Source organism: Amycolatopsis sp. NBC_00355, from assembly GCF_036104975.1.
Taxonomy (GTDB): domain Bacteria; phylum Actinomycetota; class Actinomycetes; order Mycobacteriales; family Pseudonocardiaceae; genus Amycolatopsis.
In genome coordinates this window covers 2,533,060-2,551,976 of the sequence record NZ_CP107982.1, presented here as the reverse complement: position 1 = coordinate 2,551,976, position 18,917 = coordinate 2,533,060, and the positions used below count along the sequence as shown (strand labels likewise).

The 18,917-nt window shown below is 73.0% G+C and carries 20 protein-coding genes and 1 pseudogene; 15 read left to right on the top strand and 6 right to left on the bottom strand.

Annotated features, from left to right (window positions below; translation table 11 throughout):
• Nucleotides 1-142: 142 nt before the first annotated feature.
• Nucleotides 143-1,105 carry a LysR family transcriptional regulator gene (locus OHS18_RS10400; protein ID WP_328616815.1) on the bottom strand — a complete coding sequence of 321 codons (963 nt, stop codon included), beginning with the start codon at nt 1,103-1,105 and terminating at the stop codon, nt 143-145.
• Between the two features lie 85 nt (nt 1,106-1,190).
• Between OHS18_RS10400 and OHS18_RS10395 the strand changes: the two genes are divergently transcribed.
• From OHS18_RS10395 to OHS18_RS10370, 6 genes and pseudogenes are all read left to right on the top strand, one after another.
• Complete coding sequence (locus OHS18_RS10395; RefSeq protein WP_328616814.1) at nt 1,191-1,799, top strand: hypothetical protein; 609 nt, start codon at nt 1,191-1,193, stop codon at nt 1,797-1,799.
• On the top strand, nt 1,796-2,167 hold the full coding sequence (locus OHS18_RS10390; RefSeq protein ID WP_328616813.1) for an SgcJ/EcaC family oxidoreductase: 372 nt from the start codon (nt 1,796-1,798) through the stop codon (nt 2,165-2,167). Before OHS18_RS10395 ends, OHS18_RS10390 begins: the two co-directional genes overlap by 4 nt.
• Nucleotides 2,164-2,544, top strand: a complete 381-nt coding sequence (locus OHS18_RS10385; RefSeq protein ID WP_328616812.1) for a VOC family protein — start codon at nt 2,164-2,166, stop codon at nt 2,542-2,544. The genes OHS18_RS10390 and OHS18_RS10385 overlap by 4 nt, the downstream gene beginning before the upstream one ends.
• 61 nt (nt 2,545-2,605) lie before the next feature.
• On the top strand, nt 2,606-3,553 hold the full coding sequence (locus OHS18_RS10380; RefSeq protein ID WP_328616811.1) for an NAD(P)-dependent alcohol dehydrogenase: 948 nt from the start codon (nt 2,606-2,608) through the stop codon (nt 3,551-3,553).
• Nucleotides 3,554-3,608: 55 nt separating this feature from the next.
• Nucleotides 3,609-4,293 (top strand): annotated as a pseudogene (locus OHS18_RS10375) (haloacid dehalogenase type II).
• Between the two features lie 41 nt (nt 4,294-4,334).
• Complete coding sequence (locus OHS18_RS10370; protein WP_328453583.1) at nt 4,335-4,769, top strand: VOC family protein; 435 nt, start codon at nt 4,335-4,337, stop codon at nt 4,767-4,769.
• 9 nt (nt 4,770-4,778) lie between these two features.
• On the opposite strand, the gene OHS18_RS10365 is transcribed toward OHS18_RS10370, so the two are convergent.
• The gene (locus OHS18_RS10365; RefSeq protein WP_328618505.1) at nt 4,779-5,402 is read right to left on the bottom strand and encodes a TetR/AcrR family transcriptional regulator; all 624 of its coding nucleotides are present in this window, start codon (nt 5,400-5,402) and stop codon (nt 4,779-4,781) included.
• 63 nt (nt 5,403-5,465) lie between these two features.
• On the opposite strand from OHS18_RS10365, the gene OHS18_RS10360 reads away from it, so the two are divergent.
• Nucleotides 5,466-6,290 (top strand): ABC transporter ATP-binding protein, encoded by an 825-nt coding sequence (locus OHS18_RS10360; RefSeq protein WP_328616810.1) that lies wholly within the window; start codon nt 5,466-5,468, stop codon nt 6,288-6,290.
• A complete protein-coding gene (locus OHS18_RS10355; protein WP_328616809.1) occupies nt 6,283-7,020 on the top strand; it encodes an ABC transporter permease in 738 nt (245 codons plus the stop codon). The genes OHS18_RS10360 and OHS18_RS10355 overlap by 8 nt, the downstream gene beginning before the upstream one ends.
• A 1-nt stretch (nt 7,021) precedes the next feature.
• Here OHS18_RS10355 and OHS18_RS10350 read toward each other — a convergent pair whose 3' ends face one another.
• Complete coding sequence (locus OHS18_RS10350) at nt 7,022-7,783, bottom strand: class I SAM-dependent methyltransferase (protein ID WP_328618504.1); 762 nt, start codon at nt 7,781-7,783, stop codon at nt 7,022-7,024.
• Between the two features lie 111 nt (nt 7,784-7,894).
• Between OHS18_RS10350 and OHS18_RS10345 the strand changes: the two genes are divergently transcribed.
• Complete coding sequence (locus OHS18_RS10345) at nt 7,895-8,500, top strand: TetR/AcrR family transcriptional regulator (protein ID WP_328616808.1); 606 nt, start codon at nt 7,895-7,897, stop codon at nt 8,498-8,500.
• Between the two features lie 320 nt (nt 8,501-8,820).
• Here OHS18_RS10345 and OHS18_RS10340 read toward each other — a convergent pair whose 3' ends face one another.
• Together OHS18_RS10340 and OHS18_RS10335 are read right to left on the bottom strand one after the other, a co-directional pair.
• Nucleotides 8,821-9,570, bottom strand: coding sequence for a short-chain dehydrogenase/reductase (locus OHS18_RS10340; protein ID WP_328616807.1), 750 nt, complete (start codon nt 9,568-9,570; stop codon nt 8,821-8,823).
• Between the two features lie 34 nt (nt 9,571-9,604).
• On the bottom strand, nt 9,605-10,288 hold the full coding sequence (locus OHS18_RS10335; protein ID WP_328616806.1) for a GntR family transcriptional regulator: 684 nt from the start codon (nt 10,286-10,288) through the stop codon (nt 9,605-9,607).
• 86 nt (nt 10,289-10,374) lie between these two features.
• Between OHS18_RS10335 and OHS18_RS10330 the strand changes: the two genes are divergently transcribed.
• The 3 genes from OHS18_RS10330 to OHS18_RS10320 all read left to right on the top strand — a co-directional run bounded on the left by OHS18_RS10330 (nt 10,375) and on the right by OHS18_RS10320 (nt 12,490).
• Nucleotides 10,375-10,896: a YbhB/YbcL family Raf kinase inhibitor-like protein gene (locus OHS18_RS10330; protein WP_328616805.1), complete on the top strand. Its 522-nt coding sequence runs from the start codon at nt 10,375-10,377 to the stop codon at nt 10,894-10,896.
• The gene (locus OHS18_RS10325) at nt 10,893-11,732 is read left to right on the top strand and encodes an SCO6745 family protein (RefSeq protein WP_442875414.1); all 840 of its coding nucleotides are present in this window, start codon (nt 10,893-10,895) and stop codon (nt 11,730-11,732) included. The genes OHS18_RS10330 and OHS18_RS10325 overlap by 4 nt, the downstream gene beginning before the upstream one ends.
• Before the next feature lie 125 nt (nt 11,733-11,857).
• On the top strand, nt 11,858-12,490 hold the full coding sequence (locus tag OHS18_RS10320; protein ID WP_328616803.1) for a hypothetical protein: 633 nt from the start codon (nt 11,858-11,860) through the stop codon (nt 12,488-12,490).
• 195 nt (nt 12,491-12,685) lie between these two features.
• Here the strand turns inward: OHS18_RS10320 and OHS18_RS10315 are convergent, their stop codons facing one another.
• The gene (locus OHS18_RS10315) at nt 12,686-13,927 is read right to left on the bottom strand and encodes a helix-turn-helix domain-containing protein (RefSeq protein WP_328458904.1); all 1,242 of its coding nucleotides are present in this window, start codon (nt 13,925-13,927) and stop codon (nt 12,686-12,688) included.
• A gap of 394 nt (nt 13,928-14,321) precedes the next feature.
• Between OHS18_RS10315 and OHS18_RS10310 the strand changes: the two genes are divergently transcribed.
• Genes OHS18_RS10310 through OHS18_RS10300 form a run of 3 tightly spaced genes read left to right on the top strand, consistent with a single transcriptional unit; the run spans nt 14,322 to nt 18,914 of the window.
• Nucleotides 14,322-16,328, top strand: coding sequence for an MMPL family transporter (locus OHS18_RS10310; RefSeq protein ID WP_328616802.1), 2,007 nt, complete (start codon nt 14,322-14,324; stop codon nt 16,326-16,328).
• 58 nt (nt 16,329-16,386) lie between these two features.
• Nucleotides 16,387-17,967 (top strand): CocE/NonD family hydrolase, encoded by a 1,581-nt coding sequence (locus tag OHS18_RS10305; RefSeq protein ID WP_328616801.1) that lies wholly within the window; start codon nt 16,387-16,389, stop codon nt 17,965-17,967.
• Nucleotides 17,964-18,914, top strand: a complete 951-nt coding sequence (locus OHS18_RS10300; protein ID WP_328616800.1) for a R2-like ligand-binding oxidase — start codon at nt 17,964-17,966, stop codon at nt 18,912-18,914. Before OHS18_RS10305 ends, OHS18_RS10300 begins: the two co-directional genes overlap by 4 nt.
• Nucleotides 18,915-18,917: the final 3 nt, after the last annotated feature.

Here is an 18,917-nt window from a genome sequence, read left to right as displayed (position 1 = left end):
GAGGTAGCGCAGGACGGGGATCGCCGTCAGGCCACCGCTTCTTGTGGTGGTGCCGGCCGGCGTGGTCATTTGACCAGGAACGTGATCGCCGGCAGCACACCGAAGGCGGCCAGCAGCTTCGCCCTTGACGGCGTCCGGCGGCTCAGGGGAGGGCGAACGCGGAACCGCCGCCGTGCCACCACTTCCGGTAGAACCGCGAACCCTCGACGAGCGCGAGGTAGTCTTGGTCGATCTTGGCGCACACCTCGTCCACGAGCGGCGCCAGCCGCGAACCCGTGCGCCACGCGAGGACCAGGTCGCGCGACAGCGGCGTGCCGGCCAGCGACAGCGTCGCGAGCCCGTCGCGCGCCGTGCCGATCGGGTAGAGCAGGCAGATGCCCCGGTTCTCGGCGGTGAGCGCGAACGCGACGTGCGCTTCCGTGGTGAGGTGCGCGATGCGCTGCTCGAACCCCGCCGACGCGCAGACGCGGGCGAAGTACTCGTTCATGCCGCTGTCGTCCGGATCGGGCATGACCCACTTCTCGCCGGCGAGGTCGGCCAGCTCGATCTCGCCGCGTTCGGCGAGCGGGTGCCGTTGCGAAACACCGATGAAAAAGGGCTCCCGCAACAACAACCGGTGCTCCACCCCTTCGGGCCGGCGCACCGGGAACCCCGAAAACTCGCGCAGCACCGCGACATCCAGCTCGCCGGAGCGCAGCAACGCCGTGAGCGTCCCGGTTTCGCGGATCGTGCGGCTGGTCACCTCGCGGCGCGGCAGCATCGCGGTCAGCGCGTTGACCAGCAAGCTGAACTGCTGCGCCGGGATCCCGCCCACCTTCACCGGCGCCCCTGACTCGCTCGCGGCGTTGACCCGGGCCGTGCGCTGCAGCGCGTCGAACTGGCGCAGCAGGTTGCGTGCGTCCCGCACCAGTTCCGCGCCGGTGTGGGTCGGCACCACACCGTCGGTCGAGCGGATGAACAGCGCTCCGCCGACGAACTGTTCGATGCGTTTGAGCTGTGTGGTGACGGCCGGCTGGCTCAGGTGCAGCCGCGCCGCCGCGCGTCGCAGGCTGCCGGCTTCCGCCACCTCGACGACGAGTTCCAGGTGCCGGATCTCCAGTCGCATCCCGAAACATTATCGCCTGGTGCAATAGGGCCGATCCCGTGACGATCATGGCCGCCCCGGCCGCGGCCCGGTTACGTTCCTCCGCGTGACAGCACTGGCTTGTGTTCCGCTGAGCGGAAAGACGGCGCTCCCCGCCCTGGTCTCCGACGACGTCGTGCGGCGCTTCCTCGACGCCGCGGCCGCCGAGTACGCCTGCATCACGCCCGACACGCCGAGACCCTGCTTCGGCGTGCTGCTGGGCACGGTCGCCGAAGACGCGCTGCTGGTGTCGGACATCGCCTTCGCCCGCAACGCCCGCACCACCGATCCCAGCGCCCGCGCGGAGTTCGCGGCCACGATCGTCCCGCGGTTCGGCTCGGCGTACGAGAACGCCGTCCGCGCGTGGTGGGTCGCGCCGGCCGACCTGCTCCGCATCTCCCGCGACGGCGACGACCGCGGCCTCGACATCCTCGGCTCCATCCACCTGCACCCGGACTGGCACCGGCTCGGCCCGGAGTGCGAACGCGACCGGCCCCTAAGCGACCGGCCGACCCCGATGGACGAGTACGTCTTCCGCGGCGCGGGCTGGCCGCTGAACGTCGTCTGCTACCTGGAAAACCAGCACGGCGGGTTCTACTACTCGCTGGCCGCGTGGGACGGCGAGTGCGCACCGGTTTCGCTGCGCGTGCTCGCCTCGGCGGGGGTGCCCGCGTGACGGACGAGGGGATCCGCGCGTTGTGGGACACGATGACCACCGGGTGGGCGCGGGGTGACGCGGCGCGGTTCGCCTCGGTCTTCGCCGCCGACGTCGACTTCGTGAACGTCCGCGGGGAAGCCCTTTCCGGCCGGGACGCCGTGGAATCGGGTCACGCGCACCTCTTCGCCACGGCTTATCGCGGGACGACGTTGTCGGCGTCGGTGACGTTGATCCGCCGGCTCGCGCCCGGCCTTTCCCTGGTGCACGTGACGTCGGAGATCGCGCCGGCCGGCGTCGTGACGCACGCCCAAGCCGTGGTCCGGCACACCGGCTCTCCCGAAATCACGGCCTTCCACAACATGATCCCGAAGGGAGCCCCACAATGACCCGCCCCCGGCTGCGGCACCTCGCGTTCGTCGTCCAGGACGCCGAGCGGATGGCCGCGTTCTACTGCGAGCAGTTCGGCATGGACCTGTTCCACACGGACCCCGACGGCAGCCACTTCGTCACCGACGGGTACCTCAACCTGGCGCTCGTCCAGCAGCGGCTGGACGGCGACGTCGCGACCGGCTTCAACCACTTCGGCTTCCAGGTCGCCGACATCCCGCCGGTCGCCGACCGCCTCGCCGGGGCCGGCGTGCCGCGGCCCGTCCCGCGCGGTGGTGACCGCCCGTTCGCCGAGTACCGCGCGATCGACCCGGAAGGGAACTGGTTCGACTTGTCCGAGCACGGTTTCCTGCCGCCCGGCGTCGAAGCGGGGTGATCGCACCGGCGCTTCTTCTCACTTCCCGGGGCCCGGCCGGATCCCGTGTTAGAAGTGGAGGATGCTATCCACTTCGATGCGGCTCGCGACCTACGACCGCTACGGCCCGCCCGACGTCCTCTCCATGACGACCGCCCCCGTGCCGCGGCCGCGTCCCGGCGAGGTCCTGGTCCGGGTGCGGGCGGTGTCGGTCGACGGCGGCGAACTCGCCCTGCGGGCCGGGAAACTGGGCTCGTTGCGGAGCCGGAAGTTCCCCAAGGGGGTCGGGGTCGACCTGGCCGGCGAGGTCGTCGATCCCGGGACCACGCGGTTCGCGGCGGGCGACCGGGTCTGGGGCATGCTGGGCCGGCGGCTGGGGTCGGCCGCGGAGTACGTCGCCCTGCCGCCCGGCCAGCTGGACCACCTGCCCGCGGGACTCGACGTGGTGCAGGCCGCGTCGCTGCTCGTCGGGGCCGCCGCGATCACGGCGTTGCGCGACCTGGCCGCGCTCGCGCCCGGCGAACGGCTCCTGGTCCGCGGCGCGACCGGCGGCGTCGGCTACGTCGCCGTCCAGCTCGGGAAGGCGATGGGCGCGCACGTCACCGGGCTGGCGAGCGCGGCCAACCTGGACCTGGCGAAGGAGCTCGGCGCCGACGAGGCGATCGACTACCGCGCGCCCGGCGACCTGGGCCGCTTCGACGTCGTCTTCGACACGGTCGGCACCGGCCTGCCCGCCTTCCGCCGGCTGCTCACACCGCGGGGACGGCTGGTCACGATCGCGCTCGACCTCGGCCGGCCGGCCCGCTCGCTGGCCTACATCGGGGCGAACGCGCTGCGCCGGCGTCGCTGGGTCCGCTTCTTCCCCAGCGACCCGACCGCGCCGCTGCTCGCCGAACTCGGCCGCTGGGTCACCGCGGGGGCGATCCGCCCGCAGGTCGACCGGGTGTTCCCGCTGGCCGAGGTGGCCGCCGCGCACGATGCGCTGGAACGGGGCGGGGTGCGCGGCAAGATCGTGATCGACCTGTCCTGAGCCGGGGCCGCTGCTGAGTTCGGGTCGTGCCCGCCGGACGGGGAGGACGTCGCGCATGCCGGTTCTGGAGATCGACGCCGTGGTGTTCGACGTGCTCGGCACCCTCGTCGACGAACCCGCCGGGATCCGCGCGGGCATCCGCGATCGCGCTCCCGCTCTTGCCGATCCGTCGTCGACGACCTGGTGCGGCGGTGGCAGGACCACATCGAGGCCGAGCAGCGGCGCATCGCCGGCGGCGACCGGCCCTACGTCGCCAGTGACGTCCTCGACCGGGAAGCCGCCCAGGTCGTCGCCGACGCGGCCGGCATCGCCGACCCGGCCGCGCTCGCGTCGTCGGCCTGGCGGCTCCCGCCGTGGCCCGACGCGGTGGCCGGTCTGGCCCGGCTCGCCGGACGGTTCCCGCTGATCGGGCTCTCCAACGCCGGCCGGACAGCGTTGCTGCGACTCAACGCCCACGCGGGATTGCGGTGGCACCAGGCGCTTTCCGCCGAGGATGCGCGGGCCTACAAGCCGGACCCGGCCGTGTACGAACTCGCGGTCGCGGTGTCCGGGGGCCGCCGGAGCGGCTGCTGATGGTCGCGGCGCACGCCTGGGACTTGCGTGGAGCGCGGGAAGCCGGCCTGCGGACGGCCTACGTCGCCCGGCCCGTCGGAGACCCGCCCGCGTCGTCGGATCGGTTCGACTTGCACGCGACGGGGCTCGCCGAGCTGGCCGACCGGCTGGGCGTGCCGGTCCGGTAAACCGGGCGGTGTCGACATGCCGATCCGGCTAGGGTGGGCCGATGAGTTCGGTCAGGCAGGTCCAGATCACCTTCGACTGCGCGGATCCCGAGCGCGTCGCCCGGTTCTGGTGCGAGGTGCTGGGGTACGTCGTCCCGCCGCCGCCGGCGGGGTTCGAAAGCTGGGACGACTTCGACAGCTCGCTGGCGCCCGAGCGTCAGGGTTCGGCCTTCGCCTGCGTCGATCCCACGGGTGCGGGCCCGCGGCTGTTCTTCCAGCGTGTGCCCGAAGGCAAGGTCGTCAAGAACCGGGTGCACCTCGACGTCCGGGTCGGCACCGGGCTCGTGGGTGACGAGCGCCTCGCCGCCCTCGAGGCCGAGTGCGCCCGGCTGGTCGCGCTCGGCGCGGTCCACGAGCGCACGCTGTACGCCGACGGCTTCAACGAATCCTGCATCACGATGCAGGACGTCGAGGGCCACGAGTTCTGCCTCGACTGAGGCCGGACCTCAGGGCGCGGCGGTCCGTTCGATCACCGCGACGAGGTCGGCGAGGTCGGCGTCGAACTCGGCGTCCCAGTCGACCTGGGGGTCGAGCAGGGGACCGAGGCGGTGGTGGGCGGGCAGCTCGTCCGGCCCGAGCAGGGCGCGGCGTGAGCGCATGTCCCGGTTGCCGTCGGAAAACCGGCCCTGGGTCTCGGAGATGACGAACCCGAGCACGAACGTGCTCAGCAGCCGCTCGAGGCGGGCGACGTGGGCGTCGGGGACGCCCGCGTCCAGCAGGGCCTGGTAGATCCGGTCGACGGCGACGACGGCGTCTTCGGTGACCGACGGCCGGGTGAAGAGCAGGTTCACCACCGCGGGGTGTTTCTTCGCGAGGACCCGCACGCCACCGGCGAGCTGCCCCAGCCGGTCGAGCGGCGGCGCCGCCGGATCGGGCTCCGGGAGGAGGCCGAGCAGGCGGCCGACGATCGCGTCGAGCAGGTCGTCCTTGCCGCGGAAGTAGCCGTAGAGGGCCATCGGGGTGAGGTCGAGCCGGCCGGCGACGGCCCGCATCGACACCGCGTCGAGCCCCTTCTCCCCGGCCAACGCCATCGCCGCGTCGACGATCTCGTCGCGCCGGCCGGTCTTCATCTTGCGCACCCGGTCAGTCTACGGTGTAGATTCACGGTCTACACCGTAGACTGGAGGTGGGGGATGCTCGAAGTCACCGATCTGGTGAAGCACTACGGCGCGACCCGCGCGTTGTCGGGGTTCACGCTGCGCGCCGAGCCCGGGGAAGTGGTCGGCCTGGTCGGCCACAACGGCGCGGGCAAGTCGACGTTCGCCCGGCTGGTGGCCGGCCTGGCCGCGCCGGACGCCGGCGAGGTGCGGATCGGCGGCCGGGTGCCGAAAGCGGCCCGGGCCCTGCTCGGCTTCGCGCCGCAGGAACCGGCGCTGTACCCGAGCGCCACCGTCGCCGAGACGCTCCGGCTCTTCGGCGGCCTGGCTGGCCTGCGCCGCCGCGCCCTGGCCGAGGCGATCGACCGGATCGCCGGCGCGCTGCTGCTCACGGCGTTCCTGCACCGGCGGGTCGGCGTCCTTTCCGGCGGCCAGCAACGGCGGACGCAAGCGGCGACGGCGATGCTGCACCGGCCCCGCCTGCTGCTGCTCGACGAACCCACCGCGGGCGTCGACCCGCAGACCCGGGCGGCGCTGCTCACCGCCGTCCGGGCCGCGGCCGCCGAGGGCGCGGCGGTCGTCTACACCACCCACTACCTGCCCGAGCTCACCGAACTGGGCGCGACTCTCGCCGTCGCCAAGGGCGGCCGGGTGATCGCCCGCGGCACCGCGGCGGACCTGCTCGGCGGGCTGCCCGGCGAGATCCTGCTCAGCACCGACGACGGCGAGATCCGGGTCCCCGCCGCCGATCCCGGGGCGGAACTGGCGGGCGTGCTGGCGACGACGTCCGCGCACGTCCGCGACGTCGAACTGCGCCGGCCGACCCTCGACGACCTCTACCGGGCGGTGGCGCATGAGTAGGTTCTCGGTGCTGGTGCGCCACAACGCGGTGCTGCGGCTGCGCGACCCCGGCCACCTGATCAGCTACGCGGTGATGCCGATGGTGCTGATGCTGGTGTTCAAGCCGCTCTTCGCCGCCTCGGTCGCCGACGGCCCGGCCCAGGCCGTGCTCGGCCTGCTGGTGATGTTCACCGTGCTCGCACTGTCCATCGTGGGCACCGCGATGCTGTCGGAACGGACCTGGAACACGTGGGACCGGCTGCGCGCCACCCCGGTCACGGCGGGGGAACTGCTGGTGGGCAAGGCGGTCCCGGTGTTCGCCGTCCTGGTGCTGCAGCAGGCCGTGCTGCTGGTCTTCGGGCACTACGTCGTGGGCATGCCCGCGCCCGCGTCCCCGGTGCTGCTCGGGTTCGCGGTGCTCGTCTGGAGCCTGACGCTGCTGGCGGTCGGCACCGCGGCGGCGACGCTCGTGCGCAGCCACGGCGAGCTCTCGGCGGTCTGCGACGTCGGCTCGCTGGCCGTCTCCGCGCTCGGCGGCGCGTTGATCCCCGCCGCGATGCTGCCGGCCTGGGCGCACACGATCGCGCCGATTTCGCCCGGCTACTGGGCGATGACGATGCTGCGCGGCGCCGTCGAAGGGCAGGCCGGCGACGTCTTCCGCGCGGCCGCGGTCCTCGGCGGGCTCGCCGTCGTCGCCGGGGGCGTCGCCGTGGTGCGGCTGGAGCGCGGCCTGAGCCGGCTGCGGGGGTGACTCAGCCGGCGCGCGCGGCGACGGCCGCCAATGTCGTGTACGGCATGGTGAACCGGCCGCCGATCTCGTCGACGGCCGCGCCGACGGCGGCCAGTACTTCCGCCAGCTTGTCGGCCGGGAGCCGGGTCAGCGCGCCGGTGGTGGGCAGCAGTTCGAGCCATTCGTCGCGCGTGTACGAGTGTTCCCAGCCGAACTGCCACTGTGCGGGCTCGGCGAGTCCCTCCGCCTGGCGCATCCCGTCGGCCGCCGCGGCGAACATCGTCCGGTAGATGTCCAGCGCGGTCCGGTCGTTGCCCGCGACGGCCATGGGGGAGTCGGGGACGACGCGCTTCAGCGCTGTCGCATAGGCCTCCGCGACGCCGGGCGGCATGTCGTACACGTGCCCGAACACGGCCAGCAGGCCGCCCGGCCGCAGGACTTCGGCGGCCTTCGCGGGACCGGCGACCGGGTCCACCCAGTGCCACGCCTGGCCGGCGACGACGGTGTCGAACGTCCGGCCCGCGGGGTCCCACGCTTCGAACGTCGAGACCTCGACGTCGACGCCGGTCTCGCGGGCGAACCCGGCCATCCGCGCGTCCGGGTCGACGCCGAGCACGCGGCAGCCGGCCGCCTGGAACTGCCGGGCTTCGATGCCGGTTCCGCAGCCCACGTCGAGGACGTCCCGCCCGGGACTCGCGGCGAGGATCCGCGCCACCAGCGCGCCGGGGTAGGGCGGCCGGGCCCGGTCGTAGCGTGCGGGATCGACCCCGAACGACTCCGCGATCCGCCGGGCCTGATGGGGTGCCGTTCCGGCAGAATAGTGCTGTTCCGAAGGGGAAGTGGGCATGCGCCCACCATAGTGGGCACTTGCCCACGCGGGCAAGGAGGAAACCGGGTGCCGACCGGAGTGCACATCCGCGACGCGCGGCGGCAGCTGTTCGACGCCGCCGAGCGCGTCCTGCTCCGGGACGGCCCGAGCGCGCTGACCAGCCGCTCGGTCACCACGGAGGCCGATTGCGCGAAGGGCGTGCTGCACCGGCACTTCGCCGACTTCGACGAGTTCCTGGCCGAGCTCGTCCAGGAACGCATCACCCGCGTCGACGAGCAGGCGGCGGCCCTGCGCGCCGCGGCCGGCACCGGCTCGGTCGCGGGCCACCTCGCCGCCGCGCTGACGGAACTGCTCGACCCGATCGCGGTGGCGATGGTCAGCCTCGTCTTCTTCCGCGACGAGGTCCGCACCCGGCTCCGACGCACCGGCCCGGCCCACGGCATCCCGGTGCTCGCCGAGGCCCGGGGGATGCTCGCGACCTACCTCACGGAAGAACGGTCGCTGGGCCGCATCGCCGCCGACGCCGACGCCGAGAACGTCGCCCTGTCGCTGATCGGGGCGGGCCACCTGCTGTTCGCGGGCCGCCGTCCCGGTGACGCGCCGTCCCCGGCGGAGGTCGACCAGCTGGTGGCGACGGTCATCGCGGACGTCCTGCAGCGGCGCCTGTTGTAGACAGCGGACTGCTCGCGCGCAGGAACCGCTCCGGTGTTCATCCCCTGCCCGCCCGCGGGGCTGCGCACGTGCGCGGCGTCGCCGCCGGGGAACACGCGGCCGGCCCGCAAGGTGGCACGTGCCGGCTGGTGATCCGGAACCGGGACCGCCAGTGGGGGGCGCGCAGGCGCGCCGGCAGCGGCACGACGTGGTCCCGGATGTCCTGCGGTGCCGACAAAGCCGGTACGTCGTCGTCGGTGGCGGCGCTGGGATCGGTGGCCGTGAACCTCCAAGGGGCGCCGGTGCCGGCGGTGATGCGGCAGGCGGAGTGACGATCGGCGTCAGCCGGCCGCCGAGCGGCCGCCGTCGATGGTGACGATCGTGCCGCTGATGTAGCCGGCGCGGTCGGAGGCCAGGAACGCCACCAGGTCCGCGACCTCCCGCGGCTCGGCGACCCGGCCCGAGGGCAGCGCGGCGAAGCTCGCGTCGACGTCGGCGTTGGCCGCGCGCATCGCCGTGATCCGCTCGGTGGCGACCGGGCCCGGGTTCACGCCGACGACGCGGACGCCGTCGCGCGGGCCGACGCCGCCCAGTGCCCTCGTGAAGGCCATCAGCGCCGCGTTGCCCGCGCCGCCCGCGATGTAGCCGGCCGTCGGACGCTCCCCACCGGTGCCGATCACGTTGACGATCACGCCGTGGCCGGCCTCGCGCAGCCGCGCGTACACGAGCCGGGTGAGGTCGACGTACCCGAAGACCTTGAGGTCCCAGGCGTGCCGCCACCGGTCGGGGCCGATCTGGTCGAGGGAGCCGGCCGGGATGTCGCCCGCGTTGTTCACCAGGATGCCGGCGTCCGTCGTGGCCGCGGCGAGCCGCTCGAGGTCGGCGGCGACGCGCAGGTCAACGACGTGCACCGTGACCTCGACCCCGTACGCCTCCCGCAGTTCCCGGGCGCGGGTCTCCAGCGCGTCCGCGCTCCGGGCCGCCAGGTGCAGGTGACAGCCCTCGGCGGCCAGCACCTCGGCGATCGCCGCCCCGATGCCCTTCGACGCGCCGGTCACCAGCGCGCGCCGGCCGTGAAGATCCAAGTCCATCTGCCGTCCTCCGTGTCGCTGCGGGAAAGTCCGGTCAGGCGGGTGATTCGGTGTCCAGGACCATCTCCGCCGTGAAGCCGATCAGCCGGCGCAAAGCGGCGTCGGCCCGTTCGCTGTCGCGGGTCATGACCGCGTCGAGCAGTTCCCGGTGTTCGTCGTGGCCCGCCGGATCGGCCGGGTCGTGCGCGCCCGGCGTCGGGCGGAGCCAGCGCCGGTACAGCTCGGCCTCTTCCCGCAGGGACGCGGCCAGGTCGCGCAGCCGGGGGTTGGCGCAACCGGCCAGGAGTGCGGTGTGGAAGTCGGCGTGGGCGATCAGCCACGCCTCACCGGGCTCGTCGCCGTCTTCGCCGGCGAGCGGGGTCTGCTCGAACGTGTGATGCGCGGCCAGCACCTGGCCCTGCCACGCGAGGTCGCCTTCGCCGATGGCGCGGCGCAGGGCGAGAGATTCGATCTCGGTGCGGGTGTCGGTCAAGTCGGCCAGCCCGCGTTCGGTCAGGTCGGTGACCTGGAAACCGTGGTGGGCCTCGGAACTGACCAGGTTCTTGGCGACCAGCTTGAGCAGCGCTTCGCGCACGGCGCCCGTGCTCACCCCGTAGCGCTCGCTGAGCTCGGGGAACTTCAGCCGCTCGCCGGGGCGCAGCCGGCCGCCCAGGATGTCGGCCCGGATGCGGTCGTGCACCGCCTCGCTGCGGGTCTGCTGCCCGGTTCCCCTCGCCATGAGACGGAGCTTACAACATTCGACAGCTGGGCATACTTTTAAAAGTATGATTGACTGTTGAAAGTGAGACCGAGAAGGAGAACCTGATGACCAGCCCGTACGACTCCCTGCCTGCCGTCCCCGAGTTCGCCGTCACGAGCGCGGACGTCGCCGACGGGGCACCGTTGCCCGTCGCGCAGTTCGCCGCGATGAGTGGTGTCGCCGGCGCCGAAGACCGTTCCCCGCAGCTGTCGTGGAGCGGCTTCCCCGACGCCACACGCAGCTTCGTCGTCACGATGTACGACCCGGACGCCCCGACACCGTCCGGCTTCTGGCACTGGGCGGTGGCCGACATCGCCGCCGACGTCACGTCCCTCGAAGCCGGCGTGGCCGCCCTCCCGGACGGCGCTTTCCCCATCGCCAACGACGTCCGCGAGCCGGCCTACACCGGCGCGGCTCCGCCGCCGGGAACCGGCAAGCACCGCTATTACATCGCCGTCACCGCGCTCGACGTGCCGTCCGTGACCGCGCTCGGCGTCACGCCGGAGTCGACCCCGGCGGCGCTGAGCTTCGCCATCCTCGGGCACACGCTCGCCCGGGCGATCCTCGTGCCGTGGGCCGGAGAATGAGCCGCTGCCACGCCGCGGTGAGTCCCTTGCACGCCGCCGTGTACTTCGCGCCGGAGCGGGAGGACGAACTCGCGAAGCTCGGGCTCGAACGCGGGTCCACGGCCTACTTCGCGGGCCGCGCGGCCCCGCTCGGGGCGGTCGGCGCGGGGGCGGTCACGGCGACGTTCGCCAACTTCAACCACGAGCACGTCGCCCGGTCCCTGCCCGCCGTGTGGGCCGTCACCACGCCGGAGGCGGTGCTCGACGCGAGGCTGCGCGGCGTCGACGGGATGCTGCGCCGGCTGCTCGGGCCGGACGCCTTGACGTCGACGGAACTGGCCGAGGCGGCCGGGTTGGCGGTGCGCGCCGCCGAGGGCGGCCACCGCGAGGCGCGGCCGCTGTACGCCGCCAACGCCGATCTCCCCGTGCCCGGGGAACCGCACCTGGCGTTGTGGCACGCCGCGACCCTGCTGCGCGAGCACCGGGGTGACGGGCACGTCGCCGCGCTGGCGGTGGCTGGCCTGTCCGGGCTCGAGGCCATCGTCCTGCACAACGCCACCGGCACCGCGGCGACGTCGGCGCTGCTCAAGCGGACCCGCGGGTGGTCCGACGAGCAGTGGGCCGCCGCCCGGGACGGCTTGCGCGGGCGCGGCCTCCTGGACGAGGCGGGGGAGATCACCGAGGCGGGCGTGGCCTTGCGTGCCGAGGCCGAGGCGCTCACCGACCGCCTCGACGCCGCGCCGTACGACCACCTCGGCCCGGCCGCCACCGCCCGGCTGACCGCACTGGCCGGCGCCTTCACGGCGGCACTCCGGAGGGCGGGCGCTTTCCCCGCGGCGGCCTTCGGCAAGGGGTGACGGCCGGGAGCCTCCCGGTCGATCCGCCACCGCGGCGGCGCGCGTGAGAGGCTTGACCTCGGCCGTAACCACCGGAGCGAGGTGGCGCACCGTTGGGGGGCGGCCGATCGAGACCGAGGAACGCCATGACGTACCCGCAGAACCCCGGCCCGCCGCAGGGACCGTACTCCGGCCAGCAGCCGTACCCGGGGCAGCAGCCCTACCCGGCACCCTCGGGCGGGTTCCCCGCGCAGCAGTACCCCGGCCAGCCCGGGTACCCGGCGCCGTACCCGCAGGCGCCCTACCCGGCGCCGGGTTACGGGATGCAGCCCCCGAAGCCGAACGGCGCCACGGCGATCACCGCGGGTGTGCTCGCGGTGCTGGGCGGGCTGTTCTCCCTGTTCGGCCTGATCAGCTCCATCGTGGGGCTCGCGGCCCTGGGGTCGGTGTACTGGCTGTTCTTCCTCTTCCTGATCCAGGACGTGCTGCTGGTGGGGACACTGCTGCCCGGCGGCATCCTCCTGTTCCTGCGCAAGCCGATCGGGCGGCTGCTGACGATCATCGGCAGCGGGCTCGCGATCCTGACGAGCATCGTGTCGGTCGTGCTGAGCGCGGTCGGTGTCGGCTACGTCGGCGGCGTCTACCTCGGCGGCGCGATCTTCGGCCTGCTGCTGGTCGTGGTCCCGGCGGCGGCCACGCTGACCCTGGCGATCGTCAAGCCGACGGCGGTCTGGTGCGGCGGCACCGCGCCGGGCGTCGTGGGTTACCCGCCGCGCTGATCCGCTGTAGCCCGGCTCTGTCCACTGTGGATACGCGGCGGCCGGTCGCTGTTCGTCGGTCGGCTTCTCCGGTCGCGGTCAGGCTGACCTTGGCGATCGTCAAGCCGACGGCGATCTGTTGTGGCGGCGCCGCGCCGGTTGTCGTGGGTTGCCCGCCGCAGCCCAAACCTGTCCACTGTGGACGAGCGGAGCGGGTCACTGCTCGTCGGGCGACTCCTCCGGCGGACGTGTGCCGAGGAGCTGGTGGGCCCGCAGCGCCATCTGGATCTCCAGCCGTTCGAGCGGGTCGGCGAGCCGGTCGCCGAAGAGGCCCGTCAGCTGGCTGACGCGGTAGCGCACCGTCTGCGGGTGGATGCCGAGGGCCTGGGCGATGTCCGGGGTGTTCCCGTTGTGCTCCAGCCAGCTCAGCAACGTCTCGGCCAGCCTGATCTGCTGCTTGACCGTGAGGCCCGCGAACGGCGCGAGCACCTTCGCCGACAGCTGGTCGAGCAGGAAGGGATCCAGGAGCAGCCAGAGCGTCGACAGGTGGTCGCCGCAGTGGGTCACCGTGCGGTCGTCGACGAGCCCGCGCCGGACCAGGTCCAGTGTGTTGCGGGCCCAGTGCCGGGACGTCGCGGCTTCGGGTGGGCGGACGCGGGGGCCGACCGCCGCCCGCCAGCCCGGCAGCCGGCTTTCGAGGGCGCGCAGGTCGCGGTCCGGGTTCGGGGTCAGCAGGCAGGGTTCGCTGCCTTCGAGGTCGAGCAGTACGTCGTCGGGCAGCTGGGGCGCGGCGGTGAGGTGCTGCTCGTCGCGCGGTTCGAGCGCGATGACCGTGACCCACTCCGGGATCTCCCACTTCGCGGCCTTCGCCATCGTCGCGACGGTGGCCGGTGAGGAGGCCGGGGTGGCCAGGAGCAGGTCCAGCAGCCGCCGGCGACGGCGTTCGAGTGTCCCGGTCGCCCGCGCCTGGGCCAGGGTGTACCCCTCGACCGAATAGGAGGAGATTTCGTCCACGTAGGCGAAGATGGCTTCCGCGCCGATGCAGAGGATCGCCGCCGGGAGCCGGTGGACCTGGCCGAACTGCGAGACGTAGCGCCAGGCGGCCCGCCCGCCCGCGCGGTAGGCGGCCTGCAGCGAGTTCAGGCTCCCGCCGTCGTGGTGGAGGCGCTTGCCGACCTCGATGAACAGCTTCTGCCAGTCGTCGTGGCCGGTCTCCTGGTCTTCGATGGTGTCGATGCAGCTGACGACCGCGTACTCGATCGCTTGCACGATCACCTTGCCGAACTCGCCTTCGAGGGGCTTCGCGTATTCGGGCACGGCGCGCTGGATCTCGTCGAGGATCCGCCGCGCGACGGGCTCGGCGTGCGGCCGGAACCGCCGCGCGATCTCCGTCGGCAGGGAGCACCACAACCGCCGTGCCTGGCCGGCGTCCCGCTGCTGCGGGACCAGGTGCGCCACGTCGTGCGAGACCGCCCGGTCTCCGGTCGTCCGCGTCACTGGTCACCCCTTGCCGCACGACGGCGGCGGCTTCTCCAGTGAAGTCCGCGCGACCCACCGCGTGCTCACATCGCGTCTGACGCTCCGACACCGGACGCGCACGCCATGTACTCATACGCGGTTCGATTTGGCAACCGTTGATCTTGCTCCCGGGTGACGTTCTGTCGCTTCGCGAACAACCGGCCGGGCGAAGTTGTCAACGTCCGACAAGTCCCCGCGGTCGCCGGAACGGGCGGGCACTCACGCCCGCACGGGGTTTGGCGGACCGATTTGTGAACCCGGGCGGTATCTTCACGCGCGCCGCCGTTGTTAGCGTGATCAGCCTGTTTCCGCTGCTCACGACCGGGAGGACGGCATGGTCGGGCTGGTGTCGTGGTGCTTCCGGCGGGCGCCGTGGGTGGTGGCCTGCTGGCTGCTCGCCCTCGGCGGGCTGCTGTTCGCCGCGCAGCACACCGGGGCGGCCTACCGCGACACCGTCGCGCTGCCCTCGGCGGACAGCACGGTGGCGGCGGACCTCCTGCGCGGCGCGGGCGCGTCCGGGGACCAGGAACGCGTGGTCGTGCGATCCGCCGACAGCGCCCGGCTCGACACGCTCGCCGGCCGGCTGCGGAGCCTGCCGCACGTCGTCTCGGTCGATCCCGGCCCGGTGTCGGCCGACCACCGCGTCGCCGTGCTCGACGTCCGCTTCGACGCCGAAGCCGAGGCGCTGGGGCAGGCGGTGGCCGACGACTTCGCGGACGTCGTGCGCGGCGCCGACGGGAACGGGGTGAGCGCCGGGGCGTCCGGGCAGCTGGCCGCGATGACCGCCGCCGCGCCCGGCCTCGGCAACGCCGGGATAGGGCTGGTCGCCGCCGCGCTCGTGCTGCTGCTGACCTTCCGCTCGCTGACGTGCGTGCTGCTCCCGGTCCTCACGGCGTCGGTGTCGGTGGGCTGCGCGCTCGCCGTCGTCGCGCTGCTGTCACACGTCCTGACCGTCCCGAAGATCAGCACCGAGATCGCCGCGCTGCTCGGGCTCGGCGTCGGCGTGGACTACGCGCTGTTCGTGCTCACCCGCTACCGCCAAGGGATCCAGGACGGCCTGGCCGCCGAAGAGGCGCTCGCCACCGCGGCCGCGACGTCGTGCCGGAGCGTGGTCTTCGCCGGGGTGACGGTCTGCGTGTCCCTGTTCGGGATGTTCACCGTCGGCCTGGCGTTCCTCGACGGGATCGCCGTCGCCGCGGCGGTTTCCGTGCTCCTGACGATGTTCGCCGCGCTGACCCTGTTCCCCGCGTCGCTGCGGCTCCTCGGCCGGCGGATGCGCGTCCGGCCGGTGGACGCCGGCGGGCGGTGGACGCGGGCCGCGCGCTCGGTGACCTCTCGTCCGGCGCCCTACGCCGCGGCCGCCGTGCTGGTCGTCGCCGTGCTCTCGCTGCCGATGACGGGCCTGCGGCTCGGCGTGCCGGGAGCGGACCTGGACCCGCCGGGCAGCGTCACGAAGGTCGCCGCGGAACTCCTCGAAGAGGGCTTCGGACCGGGCGCGAACGGGCCGATCCTCGTGGCCGGCCGCCTCGACCGGGCCTCGGTGGAGTCCTTGCGCGAAACCCTGCTGACCCGGGCCGACGTCGGGCCGCCCGGCTACCTGCCGGGGCCGGTCGCGGTCCTGACCGTCGTGCCGCGGACCGCGCCCGACGACCCGGCCACCACCGACCTGCTCGCGTGGATCCGCACGGTCGGCGGCCCGGACGTCCACCTCGGCGGGGTCGTCGCCACCCAAGCCGACTTCTCCGCGGCGATCACCGGGCGGCTGCCGCTGTTCCTGCTCAGCGTCGTGGGCATTTCGGTGCTGGTGCTCGCCTGGGTGTTCCGCAGTGTGCTCATCCCGCTGACCGCGGCGGTGATGAACCTGCTCACCGCCGCGGCGACGACCGGCGTCGTGGTCTGGGTGTTCGGCGCGCCCCTCGAGCCGTACCTGCCGGTGTTCCTGTTCGCCGGGCTGTTCGGGCTGTCGATGGACTACGAGGTCTTCCTCATCGCGCGGATCCAGGAGGCGTGGCGCCGCGGCGCGGACACGCGTGGCGCGATCGTCGAGGGTCTCGTGTCGACCGGGCGGACCATCACGGCCGCCGCGCTGATCATGGCGCTGGTGTTCGTCTCGTTCGCCTTCGTGGACGCGCGGGTGGTGCGCGAAGCGGGCGTCGGGCTGACCGTCGCCGTGCTGCTGGACGCCGTGCTGATCCGCTGCCTGCTGGTCCCGGCGGTGATGGTCCGGCTCGGTGAAGCGAACTGGTGGTTCCCGCGCCGGTTGCGTCCGCGTGAGCACCGTTCCGGCGCTATTCCGGTGCCGGATGACAATCATGAAGTCCTGACATCCACCGACCGTTGATTCCATTCCGGCGCGTTGTTAGTTTCCGGAAATCACCCGGTGAAAGGAGACCGCCGAAATGATTCGCGCCGGCGCGGCCGCCATGGTCATCGCCGTGACCGCCGCCGTTTTCCCGGGCGTCGCGACGACCGAAGGATTCGCTACCAGTTTCGTCGACGTACCCGCCGCCGGGGGAGTCACCCTCGGCGCCATGGTGATGGCTCCGGCGTCGCCGGGCCCGCATCCGCTCGCCGTGCTCATCGGCGCCTGGGGCGGCGGCCGCACGCAGAACATCGTCCCGGCCCGCGACCTGGCCAACCGCGGCTACGTGGTGATCTCCTACGGCGCCCGCGGCTTCGGCGAGTCCGGGGGCGCGGTCGAGGTCGCCGGGCCCGACGACATCACCGACGTCTCCACGGTCATCGACTGGACCCTGGCGCACACGGCCGCCGACCCGGCCCGGATCGGCGTCGGCGGGGTGTCCTACGGCGCCGGGATCGGCCTGATCGCGGCCGGGTTCGACGCGCGGATCAAGGCCGTCGCCTCGCTGAGCGGCTGGGCCGACCTGGTCGCGTCCCTGACCCAGAACGACACCCGCCACGGTCTCGCCGGGCTGGTGCTCTACCTGTCGGGCAAGGCCAACGGCACGCTCAGCCCCGAGACCGACACGATGCTGACCAAGTTCCTGGAGCCGGCGATCTCCGACGCCGACTCCCAGGCGGTGATCGACTGGGCCCGGCCGCGCTCACCGTCGTCCTACGTGGACCGGATCAACGCGAACCACCCGGCCGTGCTGGCCATCCAGACCTGGAGCGAGACGGTCTTCCAGCCCGGCCAGATGGCCGGGCTCTACCAGCGGCTCACCGGGCCGAAGCGCGCCGAGTTCGTGCCGGGGGACCACGCCGCGTCCGAGTCCGGCGGCCTGCTCGGCCTGCCGAGCGACACCTGGACGTCGGTCTACCGCTGGTTCGACGCCCACGTCGCCGGCACCGACACCTCGATCGAGGCCGAACCGCCGGTCGTCACCCGCGCCCGGCCGGGGACGCAGCGCCCGGAGTACTTCGCGGACTGGCCGAGCGTCGTCGCGCCGGCGTCCCGGTCCTACCTCGGCCGCGACACGCTGCAGGCCGCGCCCGCCGCCTGGAGCAGCAGTGTCGCGGCGAACCGCGACACCGTCGCGAACGGCGGCGTCCCGCTGGCGACCTACAGCCTGGAGGCGCTGAGCGGGAACCCGCCGACGGCGTTCCTCTGGCAGGTCGACCGGGGCAGCGGCGCGGTCTGGAACCAGCCGCCGGTCAAGACCGCCACCCAGCTGCGTGGAGCGGTGCGCGCGCACCTCACGGTCGTGCCGCCCGCCGCCGTCGGCACGGTCGTCGCCTACGTCTACGACGTCGACCCGCTCGGCACCGGCAGCCTCGTCAACTACCTGCCCTACAGCTGGAAACACGCGACGCCGGGGCGGCCGCAGCCGGTCGAGCTGGACTTCTCCCCGACGGCCTACACCCTCGCCGCCGGCCACCACCTCGCCCTGGTCGTCGACTCGAAGGACCCGCTGTTCCTCGACTGGAACACCGGCGACGGGCGGCTGGGCTTCGTCTCGACCGCGGCCGACCCGTCCTGGCTCGACGTACCCGTGCGGAAGACCGGAGTGACGCCGTGACCGGAACCGTGCCCGGCACCCGCGAGCAGTTCACGGCCCTGCGCGCGGGCGGGCTCAACTGGGACGTCCTCCCGTTGCGACTGTTCGCCAAGGGCAACGCGAAGTTCTGGAACCCCGCCGACCTGGACTTCACCCAGGACGCCGTCGACTGGGCGGCCCTGTCGGACGAGCAGCGTTTCGCCGCGACCATGCTGTGCGCGCAGTTCGCCGGCGGCGAGGAGGCGGTCACGCACGACATCCAGCCGTTCCTCGCCGCGATGGGCGCCGAGCGCCGGTTCGCCGACGAGATGTACCTGACCCAGTTCTGCTTCGAGGAAGCCAAGCACACCCAGGTGTTCCGGCTCTGGCTCGACGCCGTCGGCGTGACCGGCAACCTGCACGAGCACGTCGAGGACAACCCGGGTTATCGCGCGATCTTCTACGACGCGCTGCCCACCGCGCTCGGCCGGTTGCGGGAGGATCCCAGTCCCGCCAACCAGATCCGCGCGTCGGTGGTCTACAACCACGTCGTGGAAGGTGTGCTCGCGCTGACCGGGTACTTCGTGTGGAACCGGGCCTGCCGCACGCACGGGATCCTGCCCGGCATGCAGGAGCTGATCCGCCGGATCGGCGACGACGAACGCCGGCACATGGCCTGGGGCACCTTCACCTGCCGCCGCCACGTCGCGGCCGACGACCGCAACTGGCAGATCGTGCAGGACGAGATGCAGGCCCTGCTGCCGCACGCCATCGCGCAGATCGAGTGGACCACCGCCCGGCTCGACGGCGACCCGTTCGACCTGCGGCTGGACGGCGTCATGGAGTACGCCGCCGACCACGCGATGCGCCGCCTGCGCGCGATCGAAGCGGCGCGCGGGATGCCGGTCGCGTCCATCGACCTGGACTACAGCCCGGAACAGCTCGAGGAGGACTTCCTCGACGAGGACACGGCAAGCGAATCCGCCTAGGGC